This window comes from Flavobacterium sp. MMLR14_040, from assembly GCF_033657265.1.
Classification (GTDB): domain Bacteria; phylum Bacteroidota; class Bacteroidia; order Flavobacteriales; family Flavobacteriaceae; genus Flavobacterium.
This window is the reverse complement of record NZ_JAWVWO010000022.1, coordinates 38,192-55,022: the sequence shown is the minus strand read 5'-3', so window position 1 is coordinate 55,022 and position 16,831 is coordinate 38,192. Positions and strand designations below refer to the sequence as shown.

The following is a 16,831-nucleotide window of genomic DNA, read 5'->3' as shown; positions in this document are numbered from 1 at the left end:
TATTACTATTAAATTATATATTATGAAAATCGCAATTATTGGAGCAACAGGATTTGTTGGCTCAGCTATTTTAAACGAATTAGCAAACAGAAATCACAACATTACTGCTATTGCCAGAAATCCGAAAGAAACATCAAACGCAACATGGGTTGCTGCAGATATTTTTAATGTTGAAGCATTGGCAGATGTTTTAAAAGGACATGACGTTATTATAAACGCATACAATCCAGGTTGGACAAACCCAAATATTTATGACGATTTTCTGGCAGGTTCTAAAGCTATTCAGGAAGCTGCAAAAAAATCTGGCGTGAAACGTTTTATAACAATTGGAGGTGCCGGAAGCTTATTTGTTGCGCCAGATTTACAAGCTGTTGACACTCCTGATTTTCCTAAAGAAATCTATCCGGGAGCCAGCGCTGCAAGAGATTATTTAAATATCATTAAAGAAGAAAAAGATTTAGACTGGGCATTTTTTAGTCCGGCTTTCGAAATGCATGCAGGAACTACAACAGGAAGAACAGGAAAATACCGCTTAGGTTTAGAAAATCCGGTTTTTAATGATGAGCAAAGAAGTATTCTTTCTGTAGAAGATTTAGCAGTTGTTATTGCAGACGAAACCGAAAATCCTAAACATCATCAGGTTCGTTTTACAGCAGGATATTAAAACACAAATTTCACTAATTTTCACGAATCAAAAATTTTTAAAGAGTCTGCATTAATTTGTGTTAATTTGTGAAATTCGTGTTCTATATTAAACAGTTTCAAAAATCCTTTTTTTGAAACTGTTTTTGTTTTCTGTACTTTTACAATACCAAAAAAAGTATTTTGTCAAGTTCAAATAAACAATCGAGCAGTTTACAAGAAAAAGCCGGAATTTCGCCTCCAGAAATCACCAGTATTTCTGCTATAAATCAAATTCAGAAAAACAGGAAAAAGCAACCTTCTTCAGATGAATTGATTGATGGAATTCTTAACGGAAACAGAACTTCTTTAAGCCGTGCCATAACTTTAGTAGAAAGTACCAATCCCGAACATGCGGAAAAAGCAAATGAAGTTATTAATGGATGTTTGCCACATGCCAATAAATCGATCCGAATAGGAATTACAGGTGTTCCCGGCGTTGGAAAAAGTACTTTTATCGAAGCTTTTGGAACTTTCCTGACACAGCTGGGTAAAAAAGTTGCTGTTTTGGCCGTTGATCCAAGCAGTTCGCTTTCACACGGAAGTATCCTGGGCGATAAAACCCGAATGGAAGAACTGGTGAAAGATGAAAATGCTTTTATCAGGCCAAGTGCTTCCGGAGATACTTTGGGTGGCGTGGCCAGAAAAACCCGTGAATCAATTATCTTATGCGAAGCCGCAGGTTTTGATACGATCATTATAGAAACCGTCGGCGTTGGACAAAGCGAAACTGCTGTTCACAGCATGGTAGACTTTTTTTTATTGCTGAAAATTTCAGGTGCCGGTGACGAGCTTCAGGGCATTAAACGCGGCATTATGGAAATGGCAGATGCAATTGTCATTAACAAAGCTGACGGCGACAATATCAAAAAAGCAAATCAGGCGAAATTGGAATTCAACAGGGCTTTGCATTTATTTCCTCCCAAAAAATCAAACTGGCAGCCAAAAGTTACTACTTGCAGCGCTATTACAAAAGATGGTGTATCAGAAATTTGGGACACCATATCTCAATATTTTGAAATGACAAATGAAACAGGTTTTTTTCAGGAAAAAAGAAAAGAACAGAATCATTTCTGGATGATGGAAACCATAAACGAGCAATTGAAACAGAATTTCTACAATCAGCCAGAAATCATTTCTCAATTAGAACAAAATAAAAAAGCAGTGCAAAACGATGAAATCTCACCTTTTGCAGCTGCTCAGAATTTGTTGAAATTGTATTTTAATAAAGGTACAAAGTAGCAATGGTTCAAAGGTACAGAGTAAAAACCTTTGTCGCTTTGAACCTTTGTTCCTTTGGACCTATTTAGTTCCTCTTAACTTATACTTATTTTCCTTATATAAATTTCCCGCTGTTATTACATGCGCCAAAGCATCTTTTGCTAATTCTTCATTTAATTTTACAGGAATTAAGGTTGTATCATTTTTGATTTCGAATTGCAATGGCTTTAAATTTGGCTGCATAATCACAACCTGATTTTCAACCCTAAAGGCGTTAATATCATTAAACTGCATAATCGATCTTCCCTGCGTTTTGGGATCTAATTGATTTAGGTTTCTTCCCACCATTGGCGTTTCGAAAGGAATTCCTAAATAACCCAATAATGTTGGCGGAATATCAATTTGACTTGCCAGTTTACTATACGAAACTCCTTTTGCAACTCCTGGTCCCATAATTAAGGCCGGAATATGGAATTTATTTATTGGTACTAAATTTTTTCCGTAAGTTCTTGTATTATGATCCGCGATTACGATGAAAATCGTGTTTTTGAAATAAGCTTCTTTTTTTGCCATTTCAAAGAATTTCCCAATCGAAAAATCGGCATATTTCATTGCATTATTTACAGTCGCAGCTGTTTTATCATACGTTTTAATTCTTCCTGTTGGATATTCAAAAGGTTCGTGATTTGAAGTTGAAAACATTAAAGAAAAGAAAGGTTTCTCCCCTTTTGCTTTAAAATAATTATTTGCTTTTGTTACCAAATCTTCATCAGAATAACCCCAGGTTCCTTTAAAAGCATATTTATTTCCGTCTGATTCAAAATCTGTTTGATCTACGATATCCTCAAAGCCATTTCCGTTGAAAAATGAAGCCATATTATCAAAATTCGCCATTCCGCCATAAATAAAACTGGTGTCATAACCTTTTTGTTTTAAAGCATCTGCAAGCGTAAAAAATCCTTGTTGAGAGTTTCCTAACTTCACAACACTTTCCGACGGAGACGGCAAAAATCCGGTTACAACTGCTTCAATTCCGCGTACGCTTCTGGTTCCTGTACAATATAAGTTGGTAAACAATAAACCTTCTTTAGATAATTTATCAAATTCTGGTGTTAATGGTTTTCCACCTAAAATTCCAACATACTCAGCTCCTAAACTTTCCTGCAAAAAGATTACTAAGTTATAGGGTTTCTTCATAACAGAATCCGGCTGCTGTACATGTAAAAACGGAATATCAGCATCATTAAAATCACCTTTTCCGGCTATCATGTATTTTTTTACACGAGCGATTGCTTCGGCTTCGTCCATTTTACCATACATTTTTGTGTTTCCTTCGTTTTTAATCGAATAAGCAGCAAAAGCAACAGTATAAAATGAATTTAAACCTAAACAATTTGTCAATTGATCTGTAGAAAAAACAGCATTACTGGCGTTAATTGGACGTTTTGAAACCAAACTTGAGCGTGCTCCGAAAAACAATAAAAAAGCCACCAATGGAAAAAGCATCAGTTTGAATTTATATTCTGTACTTGTGGTATGAAAATATTTTTGTCCTTTTTTGAGCGCCAAATAAATTACAACTCCCAAAATCAGGAAAGTCACAATAATTGAAGTCAGATAACTTTTTAAAAGCATTCCAACTACTTCTTTCGGGTAAATCAGATAATCTAAGAAAATTTTATTCGGACGTGTATCGTATTGTTTTACAAAATCCGGCGAAGCCAATTCTACAAACAAAATCAGAAACAGGAATAAAAAACTATAAATTACCAGAAATTTATTGGTAAACTTTAGCCATTTATTGGGTAAAAAAGTGATTAATACCGCCGGGAGAAAAGACAAATAACACAATAGAATTAAGTCCATTCGAAGACCGATTGGAAAGATATACCAGAAATTTGGGGTTTCTACTACTCTGTCTTTAAAAATAAAAAATAAAAAGATTCGACTTAAAGTAGTAATTAGCAATCCAATTGCTATGAAATTAAAAATGGGTTTTAGAAAACTTAATTTTTTCATCATAAAGATTTAATATTTTGGGTTGAGACCTGTAACGAAAAAACGCACTGCGGTGCGTCTCTACTATTCTTCGTAACGGTTTATTTCTCTGTCATAAAACTCATTAGCCAAAACAATTAATCCTTCCATTTCTGCGTTTAATTCTGCTTCATCAAGATCTTCGGCTTCTTCCATAAATTCAACCTCATCATCTTTTAAATTGATTATAAATCTTGGGTAATCAAGGTGAATGATAAAAATATCATCTGGAAAATCAGTATTATCTCCGAGTAAAAATTTAGGTAATTCCATTTTTATTAATTTATTTTTTTGTTTATTTTTTTTCTTGCCACAGATTAAAGGATTAAAAAAGATTTAAAAATCTGTAGCGTATATTTTTTAATCGTCAAATTTAGTTATTTGAAGATGAATTATCGATTAATTTTTTGGTTAAGTAATGAAAGTGAATATACACCTATATTTCTGCTGTCGTTAAAGGCTGGTAAAGATAATCAGAAGCTTTGAATTCTTATGTATTATTAAAATTATAAGCCAATATTAAGCATTCAATAGCTCGATAGCAGATTATATAAAAATTTCAAAAAATTATATAACAAACACCAAAAGTCTTGCGTTTAATTTTACAGTATTAATAATTCAAAAAAAATTATCATGAAAAGATTACAATTTATATGCCTTGCTGCTTTTGCTTTTTTATCTGCCAACACAACTTTTGCTCAGGAAACTACTTCTGAAGAAATTAAAAATTACGATCAGGGATTTAGATTAGGTTTTGGGGTAAACGGTGGTTTACCAACTGATAATGCTTACGATTGGTCTCTTGGTGGAGACGTGCGTTTGCAATATGATTTATCTAAAAGAACTTCTTTAACATTAACTACAGGTTTTACAAATTTATTTATGGGTAAAGATGACAATGGAGTTGATGTAGATGATCTTGGATTTATTCCGGCAAAAGCTGGTTTTAAAGCCTTTGTATGGGAAGATCAATTTTATGTTCTTGGTGAAGTCGGTGCCGGTTTTGCCGTAACAAATGGTTATGACAATACTACTTTTTTATGGGCACCGGGAATTGGATACGCTAACAAATACATTGATATCAGTGTACGTTACGAAGATTATAATAAATTTAAAACAAATCAGGTTGCGCTTCGTTTAGCGTATGGATTTGATTTGTAAAAAATACTTTCATTTTTATTCTTTTGTTTTTGGTAATAATCCCGGCAGATCCTCACAATCTGTCGGGTTTATAATTTTATAGAAGTTCCAATTTCTCTATATAATAAAGAACATATTTACTCAGCCAGACAACAATTATCTAATTATCTCAATTCGACAAATTATCTAAATTACTTCTTTCCTGACAATTCCTTCTTATACATTTCAAAGTTGGCTTTTATTTTATCGTCTAATTCCGGCTCTTTAATATCCGTGTATTTTTTCATTTCTTCCCAGATAATTTTAGCCACAATATAGCGCGCCATTTCTTTATCATCGGCTGGAACAACATACCACGGCGCATGTTCTGTCGAAGTTCTGTTTATGGCTTCTTCATAATATTGCTGATATTCCTCCCAATGTTCGCGCTCTTTCAGGTCTCCCGGAGAAAACTTCCAATTGTGCTTTCCTTCTTCCAAGCGTCGTAACAATCGTTCTCTCTGCTCTTCTTTACTTAAGTGTAGAAAAAACTTCATGACAATCGTTCCGTTTTCGACAATATGACTTTCGAAATTATTGATTTGCTCAATTCTCTTTTTCCAAAATTTAGGTGTAATATCGTCCACAGAATTTATTCCCGGTAAATTCTCTGCCAAAATATATTCCGGATGTACGCGTGTAACCAAAACGTTCTCGTAATGCGTACGGTTAAAAATCGCAAACTTTCCTTTTTCGGGCAAAGCGATATAATGACGCCATAAATAATCGTGTTCTAATTCCGTCGAATTGGGCGTTTTAAAACTATGTACTACTACACCACGCGGATTAAATTCTTTAAAAACTTCCCGAATCAAACTATCTTTTCCCGAAGTATCCATTCCCTGCAGACAAATTAAAACGCTGTACTTATTATACGAATACATTATATCCTGCAAATCGCTTAATTTGTCTCTCACTTTGTCCATTTTTTCTTCCTTCTCTTCATCATCAGCTTCTATATCTAACAAAGTTGGAATCTTGGATAATTTTATTTTATCTGTAACTTTAAAATCATTCGGATCTATAGATTTCATATATTTCTATTTTTATATTATAAATATACTAATTTTACGAATTCCGATAGCTATCGGAACTACTATTCATTGCTATCAGCGGCTAGGTTTAAGTTCAAAACATCATCCATGGAAAAATTTACATTAGAAATATTATTTCAAATCATCGGAATCGGTTCGGCATCAGGATTATTTTTTAATAACGATTCATTGTATATCATTGGCGATAACAGCGGCTTTTTATACGAATACAATATGCAGAATCAGCAATTAAGTCATCATCCATTAATTGATAATCCGTCGCAAAATATTCCGAAAAAAATCAAACCAGATTTTGAATCTGTTACGCATCATAATGATACACTTTATGTTTTTGGTTCCGGTTCAACCGAAAAAAGAAACAAAATGATTGCTTTTGATTTAAAAACCAAAACCATTTTACAAAAAAATAATTTGGTTGATTTATATGCCGTAATGCAAAGTTTTGGATCTATAAAACCGGAAGATTTTAATTTGGAAGGCGCTATTTTTGATGGTGAAAACTGGTATTTATTCAACCGCGGAAATGGAATCTCCAACAAAAACACCATTTTTACCATTCACGCCAAAAATTTGGGCGAAGAATTTGCTTTGGTTGCCACCAATTATAAACTACCAAAAATAAAAGGTGTTCGCTCCAGTTTTACCGATGCTATTTTAGTCGAAGACAAAATCTATTTCCTTTGTACTGCCGAAGACACAAAATCAACTTACGACGACGGAGACATTTTGGGAAGCTTCATCGGAAGAATCGATCTTAAAACCATGAAAATTGATTTCACTCAAAAAATTACGTCAACCAATAAATTTGAAGGTTTGACTTTCTATAAAAAATCAAATGATAAAATTGAATTTTTATTGTGCGAGGATAATGATACGGATCTTTTAGAGACGAAGATTTTCAAATTGGTTTTGCCGATTAAATAATACGTTCAGTTTGTCATTGCGAGGAACGAAGCAACCACACTAAAATAAGGAAGGCTGCTAATAAAAAAATCAACATGAGATTGCTTCGTTCCTCGCAATGACATAAAATTGGTAAATATCTTTGCGGAGACGCACTGCTGTACGTCTCTACAAATGCGCCTACAAATACGTTTCTAAATATAAAACCTATGAACCTTTGTAACTTTGAACCTATGAACCTCTAAAAAAAAACTTTTTTTAATCCCCGTCCCAACCTTTTTATCTTTTTATCTCTCTATATAAGAAAGACACCAATTGTGATAAACGAAACTCAAATATCCGGCTGCAAAAAAATGAACCGCGACGCTCAGCGTCAGGTTTATGAGCATATGGCTCCACAACTGTATCGCGTTTGCAAACGATACTTAAAGAAGGAAGAAGAAATCGAAGAAGCTATGGCTGACGCTTTCTATACCATCTTTACAAAAATAGAACAGCTAAAAGAAGATAAAGCTTTTGAGGCGTGGGCAAGAAAAATAGCGGTTAACCATTGTTTGGCAACGATCAAGAAAAATACAAACTTTAATATGTATTTGGATGATGTCAAACTGCTTTCGCAACCTTTTACCGACGAGATCAATTCACTCGAAGAAGAAGATTTACTCAATTTATTGAACCACATTCCGGATGGCTGTAAAACTGTTTTCAACCTTTTTGTTATAGAAGGTTACGGACACAAGGAAATAGCCGGCATGCTCAACATTTCTGAAGGCACATCAAAATCACAATTGAATGCTTCTAAAACCAAGTTGAAGGAATTAGTAAACAAATTGTATTACCAAAAAGCAAAGTAGTCATGGACAATCAAGATAAAATATTCGATAAATTTAAAGAAGCGGCACAAAATGCTGAGCTGAAAGATTTTCCGGGAATGGAAAAAGTCTGGTCGCGCGTTGAAGAAAAACTCGACAAAAAAGAAGATAAGAAAACAATCGCGTTATGGAAAAAAATTGCCATTGCAGCTTCTCTTTTATTATTAATTTCTTTAGGATCTCAGTTTTTTCTATCAGATAAAACAAAGGAAATTCAAAATAATCAAGTTGTTGTGAATGATTCTGTTGAAACGAAAACTCAGAATGCTATTGTAGAAAAAGATGGTGTCGCTGTTGAAAATCCTGAAATAGTTCCGAAAGAAGATGCTGTTAAAATTCTGGACAAACAAATTCAGCAACAACAAAAAATAGCGGTAAACGAAATACAACGTTCGTTTAGTGAACCAACTGCAGATGCAGTATCGCCAGCAACAGTTCTTAATGAGGTCGTTGTGGCAGCTCCGGTTCAATCTGCATCAAAATATGCAGAAGAAGAAGTTTCAGTTGAACAAGATAAAAATGAAAGTTTCGGTTATTCAAAAGCAGTACAAAAAGAATCTGCCCGAGTGGCTTTCGCTGAAAAGCAATCTTCTGTAAAAGCTAAGAAAAGCGCTCCGCTGGTTGTTATAAACGGAAACGCGATGGCCAATAGCGATGACGCCAAAAAAGACAAAATGATGTCTGCAGAAATGTCAAATCTGGAACCTTCAAATGTAGATTCGTTAGTAATTCTGGACGAACCTTTATATATTATTGACGGAATTTATTATTCTGAAAATGATTTGTATGGTCCAAATCCAACAAGTCCGTACGCGCCTTTAGACAAACAGGAAATCAAAACCATAACAATACTTCAGGATCTTGAAGCCACATCAAAATATGGCGAAAAAGGCAAAAAAGGAGTTGTTATTATTACTACCAAAACAGGAAAACCGGTTAACAAAAAATAATTCTTACTTCAAAAAATCTTTGCCGGAGTTGAGACTTTGGCAAAGATAAATTCCGAACATTAATTTAAAAAATCACTATCATGAAAAGTCTAAAACTTATTTCATCAGCCATTACTATGCTTATATGTTTCGTAACATTTGCACAGGAAAAAACAATTAAGGGAATTGTTTCAGATGTAAGCGCGAACCCGCTTCCGGGAGTTAATATTTACATTCAAAAAACAAAAACATCAGCTACTACCAATTATGATGGACAATATTCTATTAAAGCTCAAAAAGGAGATAAAATCGTGTTTAGCTATGTTGGAATGCATTCTGAAACCATAGTTGTAAAAGATTCAAATGTAATGAATGTTACGTTGAAAGAAAACTCTAATCAACTGCAGGAAGTAATTACTATGGGTTCCGGAATAGCTACAGAATATGAAAATAATAGTTATAGATCTGAGAAAAGAAAAATGGCAGCAAAATCTGCCAGGGAATCTGTTCAGGGAAGAACTTTGGTTGCACCAAGTGTACAAAATAGTTCACAATATATTTCCGGATCGACTATTACAATTCGCGGCACACAATCTATTTCATCTAAAAATGAACCATTATATATTGTCGACGGAGTTGCCATAAAAGCCGATCAAATGGCGCAAATAAACCCGAATGATATTCAGGATGTGAAAGTTTTAAAAGACAAAAACTTAACTTCAATTTATGGAAATAAAGGTGCAAACGGAGTTGTTGTCATTGCTACCAAAGGCGATATGTATAAAAATCTTTCTGAAAAAGAAATGAATGATAAATTAAAACCTATCAATACAATTCAACCAACCGAACCAAATAACGAAGATTACGATGCTTTTGTAGAAAATGCTTTTGAAAGCCCAAAAACGGCACCGCTTTCTACATTTTCTATTGATGTTGACAATGCTTCTTACACCAATGTGAGACGTTTTATTAATAACGGACAATCTGTTCCTAAAGATGCTGTTCGTGTGGAGGAAATGGTCAACTTCTTTAAATACACTTATCCGCAACCGCAAGATCAAAATCCTTTTTCAATAAATACGGAAGTAAGCGAATCTCCGTGGAATGCTAAAAACAGGGTTTTGAAAATCGGTTTACAGGGAAAAAATATTCCAACAAACGATTTACCTGCATCCAATCTTGTATTTCTAATCGATGTTTCGGGTTCGATGAGCGATCCTAACAAATTGCCTTTATTGAAACAATCGTTGAAAATATTGGTAAACGAATTGCGAAACAAAGACAAAGTTGCGATTGTAGTTTACGCGGGTGCAGCAGGTTTGGTTTTGGCACCAACATCTGGAGATGAGAAAAAAACAATTGTTGATGCGCTTGAAAACTTAAATGCCGGAGGAAGTACTGCCGGAGGAGCCGGAATTGAATTGGCATATAAAATTGCTGCTGAAAATTTCATTAAAAATGGAAATAACAGAGTGATTCTGGCAACAGATGGTGATTTTAATGTAGGCAGTACTTCTAACTCCGACATGGAAAAACTGATTGAAGAAAAAAGAAAAACCGGCGTTTTCCTTACTTGTCTGGGTTATGGAATGGGGAATTACAAAGACAGTAAAATGGAAACGCTGGCTGATAAAGGAAATGGAAACTACGCTTATATCGACAATATTCAGGAAGCAAATCGATTTTTAGGAAAAGAGTTTAAAGGTTCGATGTTCGCTATTGCAAAAGATGTAAAAATTCAAATAGAATTTAACCCAAAACAAGTTCAGGCGTATCGTTTAATTGGATATGAAAACAGAAAATTGCGTCCCGAAGATTTTAAAAATGATGCAATTGATGCGGGCGAATTAGGAAGCAATCATACCGTTACGGCTTTGTATGAAATTATTCCGGCCGGAGTTACGAGCGACTACTTAAACCAACAACCGGATGCTTTAAAATATACTACAGTTCCCGAAAGCACGAATAACTATGCTGGTGAATTGGCCACGGTAAAATTCCGTTACAAAAAACCAGATGGCGATAAAAGCATCGAAATGGTAAAAGTAATCGAAAACAAATCGGTTGCTTTAGACAAATCAAGTGATGATTTTAAATTCAGTACTGCGGTTGCGTGGTTTGGATTAAAATTAAGAGATTCAAAACTAATTGCAAATAAATCATCAGAAGATATTTTAAAACTAGCCAAACAAGGAACATCAAACGATTCTGAAGGTTATAAAGCAGAACTTATCCGACTTATTGAAAGCGCAAAACAGGTTTATTAAATCAATACTTTATTGCAATTTAAACAGTTGAACATAATTTATTTTAACACATAGAAACATAGATTTTGCAAACCTAAAAAGGCGTTTCACTTGCATTAACACACAGAGCTATGTTTGAGAAACTAGTTTCTTTTTATATTCTTTTTTCACAAATAGAGAGCTATGTTTCTATGTGTTTATTTAAACTTTAAGAATTATACCCATTTATCATTTAATTTTTATACCATGAAAAATTTACTTTTTACATTATTAATATTCATCACCATAAATGCTTTTTCTCAAAACAAAAGTGTAAATGACAAACCTTTTATTGAAGTTTCCGGTCAGGCCGATACCTTAGTTTTACCGAATAAAATCTGGATTAATGTGTTGTTAACCGAAAAAGATTCAAAAGGAAAAAAATCTGTAGAAGATCTTGAAAAAGAAATGATCCAGAAATTACGAGAAATTGGCATCAACACAGATAAAAATGTGAGTGTGAGCGATATGTCCAGTAATTTTAAATTTTATCTTTTAAAACAAAATGACGTTTTCAAAAGTAAATCCTATTCTATTTTAGTTGGCGATGCTAAAACGGCTTCAAATGTTTTTATTGGATTAGAAAAAATTGGTATTTCTAATGCTCAAATTGAGAAAGTTGAAAACGATCAGCAAAAAAATATCAAACTTCTAATAAATGAAAAAGCAATTCTTCGTGCCAAACAAATCGCTGAAAGTTTTAGCAAACCTTTAAATCAAAAAGTTGGAAATGCCATACAAATCAATAACTTTGACTATCTCAATCAATTATCAGGAAACGTTGCAGAAATAAGAATTAGAGGGACAAAAACCCTTTCTTCAGAAGAACAGACAAATGAACCTAATATTGAATTTGAAAAAATTAAGATTGTAACTTCTGTGCAAGTGCGCTTTCTTTTAGAATAAATTAAAATATTATAAATCAATTTCAAACAAAACTTAATGAACCCAATTTTAAATCAAAACCTATTCCTTGTAAAAGAACACGTTGGAATGTTCAAGGCCGCAAACAACTATGACATTTATGATCCTGAAAGCAATCAGATTATCATGAATTGCCGTGAAAATAATCTTGGCTTTTTTACCAAAGTTTTCCGTTTTACCGATTATAAAAGAATGACGCCTTTTAATATTGAAATTACAACAGCTTCCGGAGAGAAATTAATTTCAGTGAGACGCGGCATTGCCTGGTTTCGTTCTACTGTTGAAGTTTTGGACGAAAAGGATCGTTTGGTGGGAACTTTTAAACAGAAATTCTTTTCATTTGGGGGAAAATTTGAAATTTTGGATAAAAACGAAAAACCGGTTGCAACACTTCAGGGAAAATGGACGGGTTGGGATTTTAAATTTTCGCATGAAAACAAACAACTTGCTCAGGTTAGTAAAAAATGGGCAGGAATGGGAAGAGAACTTTTTACAAGTGCTGATAATTACGTACTTCAAATAGAAGAAACTGTAGCACCTGAAAGTCCGCTTAGACAATTAATTCTTGCAGCCGTAATGTGCATTGATATGGTTTTAAAAGAATAAAAACAGTTTGTTAAACTTAGTTTAAGAAAACTTCTAAAAGCATCATTTTAGTTATCAAAAGCTTTATTTTTGTATGACTTAAAATGATGCTTTTTGCATTTCTAATATATAAATCATGACAGACTTAAAAAATAAAAATGCACTAATTACCGGAGCAGGAAAAGGAATTGGAAAAGCAATCGCGATTGCATTAGCCAAAGAAGGTGTAAACGTAATTTTAGTTTCAAGAACACAATCAGATGTTGATCAGCTTGCGATTGAAACTTCAAATTTGGGTGTAAAATCATTAGCGCTTTCTGCAGATGTTTCAGACATTAACTCTATAAACAAAGCAGTTGAAAAAGCTTTGACAGAATTTAAAACCATCGATATTTTAATTAATAATGCCGGAATTGCTTCTTTTGGGAAATTCCTGGAATTAGAACCGGACGCGTGGGAAAAAATTATTCAGGTAAATTTAATGGGAACATATTATGCAACACGTGCCGTGATTCCAAACATGATTGAAAGACAAACAGGAGATATTATTAATATTTCATCGACGGCAGGATTAAACGGAAATGCTTTAACGAGTGCATACAGTGCTTCAAAATTTGCTGTTTTAGGATTAACAGATTCTTTGATGCAGGAAATGAGAAAACACAATATTCGCGTTACAGCTTTAACGCCAAGTACGGTGGCGACTGATATGGCTAAAGATTTAAACCTGACAGATGGTAATCCTGAAAAGGTTATGCAATCTGAAGATATTGCTGAATTAATTATTGCACAACTGAAATTAAGCCGCAGGGTCTTTATAAAAAATAGCAGTATTTGGTCGACGAACCCATAAGTAACAAATTCTAAAAAATAATTTCCAAATTTCAACTGTTAGTGGAAGTTTTAATCATATTAAAAATTGGAATTTGGAACTTAAATTATTGGAGTTTCCAGAAAATATCGTACCTTAATCTTTGTCAAAGTTTGAAACTTTGACAAAGACCTAAAAGCTTTAAAAAACATGATGGAACAATATTTAAGACAATTAATAGCTATTGAATTTAGCGACAAAAAAGAGCTTTTTACAGGTTTTCTTATTGATTATTCTGATGACTGGATTTTATTAAGAAACAATCCGGTAGATTTTATTTTGGATGGATTTGTGATTTTAAAAAACAAGAATATCGAAGCTGTTCACAGAGATGAAGATCTGGAATTTACCGAAAAAGTAATTCGCCTGAAAGGTTTAAAAACAAATGCCGAAGATATTATTCCGATTAGGGATTTGGCGTCGATTGTACATTTCATAAACAATAAATATGGTGTTTTACAGATTTCCAAAAAATCTGCAAAATCTGCTTATTTAGGAAAATTGATCGAATTGAACGATGAAGAACTTACAATTGATTTTTTAGACACAAAAGGTCAGTTTGGTGGTGAATTAAGTTTTAATCCCGAGAAAATCAGAGTAATCGAATTTGATACAGATTATATTAATTCATTGAAATTAATGCTTCAGCAAGAAAAGAAATAAACTACTTTTTTATAGAAAATGAGAAAGCCCTTTTTTAAATAAAAAAAGGGCTTTTGTGTTTTGTCTTTCCGAGGAACGAAGCAATCTCACTTAGTATGTCTTATCAAATTTGCTTATTGTTAGTGCGGTTGCTTCGTTCGTCGCAATGACATGCTTTATGTATATTGTTACGCTTCCGCCAACTTATTTAAAAACTCTAAGCGTACGCTTCCGTCTTCGTCAATTTTTGTTAAATTGATTTCCTGTAATGTATTGATCAACTCAGGATTCCACGGTGTTTTTACTTTTACGTAGTTTTCGGTAAAACCGTGTATGTATCCTTCTTTATTTTCACTTTCGAACAAAACGGTTCTGTTTGTTCCTAACTGACTTTCATAAAAGGCGCGACGTTTTTTTACTGATAATCCACGTAACATTTTACTGCGTTTTGCTCTAACATTCGCAGGAACGATTCCGGGCATGTTGGCAGCTTCGGTATTGTCTCTTTCAGAATAGGTAAATACATGTAAATACGAAATATCCATTTCATTTAAGAAATGATAGGTTTCTAAAAAGTGCTCATCTGTCTCTCCCGGAAAACCAACAATTACATCAACACCAATACAAGCGTGTGGCATCACTTCGCGAATTTTATTCACACGTTCTGTATATATTTCACGTAAATAACGGCGTTTCATCAATTTCAAAATATCATTGCTTCCAGATTGCAGCGGAATATGAAAATGCGGTACAAAAGTTCTGCTTTTAGAAACAAATTCTATGGTTTCGTTTTTCAATAAATTAGGTTCTATAGACGAAATTCTCAAACGTTCGATTCCCTCTACTTTATCCAAAGCCTGAACTAAATCAAGAAAAGTATGTTCGTGTTTTTTATTTCCGAATTCTCCTTTTCCGTAATCTCCAATATTTACTCCGGTTAAAACAATTTCTTTGATGTTTTGCTTCGAAATCTCTTTTGCATTTTCTAAAACATTTTCTAAAGCATCACTTCTCGAAATTCCTCTTGCTAAAGGAATTGTACAATATGTACATTTATAATCACAGCCATCCTGAACTTTCAAAAAAGCGCGGGTACGATCTCCAATAGAATAACTTCCTACATAAAAATCCGCTTCGGCAATTTCGCATGAGTGCACTTCACCCATATCGTTTTTGCTTAAATCGTGAATATAATCGGTAATTTTAAATTTCTCAGTAGCACCCAAAACCAAATCAACGCCATCAACAGCAGCTAATTCTTCTGGTTTTAATTGCGCATAACAACCCACGGCGGCAACAAAAGCCTTTTCGTTTAGTTTCATTGCCTTTTTTACAACCTGCTTAAATTGCTTATCTGCATTTTCAGTTACAGAACAAGTATTGATTACATAGATGTCGGCTACTTCTTCAAAATCAACACGATCAAAACCTTCATCATTAAAGTTTCGGGCAATTGTAGAAGTTTCTGAGAAATTCAATTTGCATCCAAGCGTATAAAAAGCAACTTTTTTTCTATTTTCCATAGGAATAGACTACGTTTTAAGTAGTAAGATATTATATTTACATCTCAATTTAGAGAGTTTGCAAATTTACATACAATATTCTTTAAAATAAAATCAATAATATACTATATATCAATATTTTGAAGTAAACATCTATTAAAACAAGACTAAAAAAACAGTAAACTCTATTCGTAGAATCAAAAAATAAGTTTTATTTGTAAAGTAAAAAAAATAATTCAATAAGAATAAAATGACAAAACATCGATTAAAAGCAAATTTTGTCGTTTAAATGCATTTTATTTACAGTCAAATTAAATTTTTCTTACATTTAGCTTTGAAAAAGCTATCGTTTGCAGTTATGCTATAATTAGATAAAAATTTTAACATAAAATAATTTAATAAACCGTAGATTTAACGATAACAATTTTGAAATTTAGTCGTTATATTGTTGTTTTGTTATAAATAAAAATGGGTAAGCCGAAAACCATAAAGAGTAGGCAAAAAATTAAAAAAATCCACACTTATTATGAAAGCATTTTTACCCACAATCTGCTTGATGTTCTTAACCTTTTTCACTTCGCAAGCGCAAACGCAACAAGCTGCTGCTCCCGCTACTACTAATCCATTCCCATCTATTAGTACTTTGACAAATTGGGCGAGTTTAAACTCTCAATCACAATTTGACATTGCTATTCGTGCGGTTGGTTTTAAGTTTGAAGTAAAAGAACCAGGTGAAGGATCAACTGCTTATACCTACATTCGTAAAGTAACTGTAAACGAAGTAAACTATACTGATAGAATTGTATATAGAATTGCGAACAACAATTCTGCAAGTATCATTTCTTTAGTAACGGCTTCTACAGATTTAGTAAGTTTGTATACACCACAATTAGCTACTTTTAAAAACAACAATTGCAAAACTGAAATGTCTAAAGACAAAAACACTACTTGCAGCTGTTACGAAAGTGTAAATTTTGCTATTGATCTTTGCGACGAACGTGTAAAATTAACAATGGGTGATGGAAATAAATATTTTGTTTCTGTAGCTAAAAAATAATAAAGAATTAATTTCTCAGAGAATAAAACAACGAACTGTTCTCCAAATCTTTGCAAACTCATTACGAAAGTTTATAAAGATTTGGACA

16 protein-coding genes are annotated in these 16,831 nt (G+C 33.3%); 12 read left to right on the top strand and 4 right to left on the bottom strand.

Features of this window, described 5'->3' with window-relative positions; genetic code table 11:
• Nucleotides 1-22: 22 nt before the first annotated feature.
• Together SD960_RS20590 and meaB are read left to right on the top strand one after the other, a co-directional pair.
• Nucleotides 23-664, top strand: coding sequence for an NAD(P)-dependent oxidoreductase (locus SD960_RS20590; RefSeq protein WP_318805726.1), 642 nt, complete (start codon nt 23-25; stop codon nt 662-664).
• Between the two features lie 161 nt (nt 665-825).
• Entirely contained in the window at nt 826-1,923 is a 1,098-nt protein-coding gene (gene meaB / locus SD960_RS20585) for a methylmalonyl Co-A mutase-associated GTPase MeaB (RefSeq protein WP_318805724.1), read from the top strand.
• A 60-nt stretch (nt 1,924-1,983) separates the two neighbouring features.
• Here the strand turns inward: meaB and SD960_RS20580 are convergent, their stop codons facing one another.
• Nucleotides 1,984-3,924: an LTA synthase family protein gene (locus SD960_RS20580; RefSeq protein WP_318805723.1), complete on the bottom strand. Its 1,941-nt coding sequence runs from the start codon at nt 3,922-3,924 to the stop codon at nt 1,984-1,986.
• Nucleotides 3,925-3,984: 60 nt separating this feature from the next.
• A complete protein-coding gene (locus SD960_RS20575) occupies nt 3,985-4,212 on the bottom strand; it encodes a hypothetical protein (protein WP_017495128.1) in 228 nt (75 codons plus the stop codon).
• Between the two features lie 360 nt (nt 4,213-4,572).
• On the opposite strand from SD960_RS20575, the gene SD960_RS20570 reads away from it, so the two are divergent.
• Nucleotides 4,573-5,100: a hypothetical protein gene (locus tag SD960_RS20570; protein ID WP_318805719.1), complete on the top strand. Its 528-nt coding sequence runs from the start codon at nt 4,573-4,575 to the stop codon at nt 5,098-5,100.
• 170 nt (nt 5,101-5,270) lie between these two features.
• Here SD960_RS20570 and SD960_RS20565 read toward each other — a convergent pair whose 3' ends face one another.
• Nucleotides 5,271-6,152, bottom strand: coding sequence for a PPK2 family polyphosphate kinase (locus tag SD960_RS20565; protein WP_318805717.1), 882 nt, complete (start codon nt 6,150-6,152; stop codon nt 5,271-5,273).
• Nucleotides 6,153-6,260: 108 nt separating this feature from the next.
• Between SD960_RS20565 and SD960_RS20560 the strand changes: the two genes are divergently transcribed.
• The 8 genes from SD960_RS20560 (at nt 6,261) to SD960_RS20525 (ending at nt 14,205) form a co-directional block, all read left to right on the top strand.
• Nucleotides 6,261-7,097 (top strand): DUF6929 family protein, encoded by an 837-nt coding sequence (locus tag SD960_RS20560; protein WP_318805716.1) that lies wholly within the window; start codon nt 6,261-6,263, stop codon nt 7,095-7,097.
• Between the two features lie 332 nt (nt 7,098-7,429).
• Entirely contained in the window at nt 7,430-7,930 is a 501-nt protein-coding gene (locus SD960_RS20555; RefSeq protein WP_318805715.1) for a sigma-70 family RNA polymerase sigma factor, read from the top strand.
• Nucleotides 7,931-7,932: 2 nt separating this feature from the next.
• Nucleotides 7,933-8,898: a hypothetical protein gene (locus SD960_RS20550; protein WP_318805714.1), complete on the top strand. Its 966-nt coding sequence runs from the start codon at nt 7,933-7,935 to the stop codon at nt 8,896-8,898.
• Nucleotides 8,899-8,978: 80 nt separating this feature from the next.
• On the top strand, nt 8,979-11,144 hold the full coding sequence (locus SD960_RS20545) for a YfbK domain-containing protein (protein ID WP_318805713.1): 2,166 nt from the start codon (nt 8,979-8,981) through the stop codon (nt 11,142-11,144).
• A gap of 225 nt (nt 11,145-11,369) precedes the next feature.
• Nucleotides 11,370-12,068: an SIMPL domain-containing protein gene (locus SD960_RS20540; RefSeq protein WP_318805712.1), complete on the top strand. Its 699-nt coding sequence runs from the start codon at nt 11,370-11,372 to the stop codon at nt 12,066-12,068.
• Between the two features lie 36 nt (nt 12,069-12,104).
• Nucleotides 12,105-12,692 carry an LURP-one-related/scramblase family protein gene (locus tag SD960_RS20535; protein WP_318805711.1) on the top strand — a complete coding sequence of 196 codons (588 nt, stop codon included), beginning with the start codon at nt 12,105-12,107 and terminating at the stop codon, nt 12,690-12,692.
• 115 nt (nt 12,693-12,807) lie between these two features.
• Complete coding sequence (locus SD960_RS20530) at nt 12,808-13,524, top strand: 3-ketoacyl-ACP reductase (RefSeq protein WP_318805710.1); 717 nt, start codon at nt 12,808-12,810, stop codon at nt 13,522-13,524.
• A gap of 171 nt (nt 13,525-13,695) precedes the next feature.
• Nucleotides 13,696-14,205 carry a hypothetical protein gene (locus tag SD960_RS20525; protein ID WP_318805768.1) on the top strand — a complete coding sequence of 170 codons (510 nt, stop codon included), beginning with the start codon at nt 13,696-13,698 and terminating at the stop codon, nt 14,203-14,205.
• Nucleotides 14,206-14,372: 167 nt separating this feature from the next.
• Here SD960_RS20525 and mtaB read toward each other — a convergent pair whose 3' ends face one another.
• Nucleotides 14,373-15,707: a tRNA (N(6)-L-threonylcarbamoyladenosine(37)-C(2))-methylthiotransferase MtaB gene (mtaB, locus tag SD960_RS20520; RefSeq protein ID WP_318805709.1), complete on the bottom strand. Its 1,335-nt coding sequence runs from the start codon at nt 15,705-15,707 to the stop codon at nt 14,373-14,375.
• 505 nt (nt 15,708-16,212) lie between these two features.
• Here mtaB and SD960_RS20515 point away from each other — a divergent pair.
• Nucleotides 16,213-16,743, top strand: a complete 531-nt coding sequence (locus SD960_RS20515; protein ID WP_318805708.1) for a hypothetical protein — start codon at nt 16,213-16,215, stop codon at nt 16,741-16,743.
• Nucleotides 16,744-16,831: the final 88 nt, after the last annotated feature.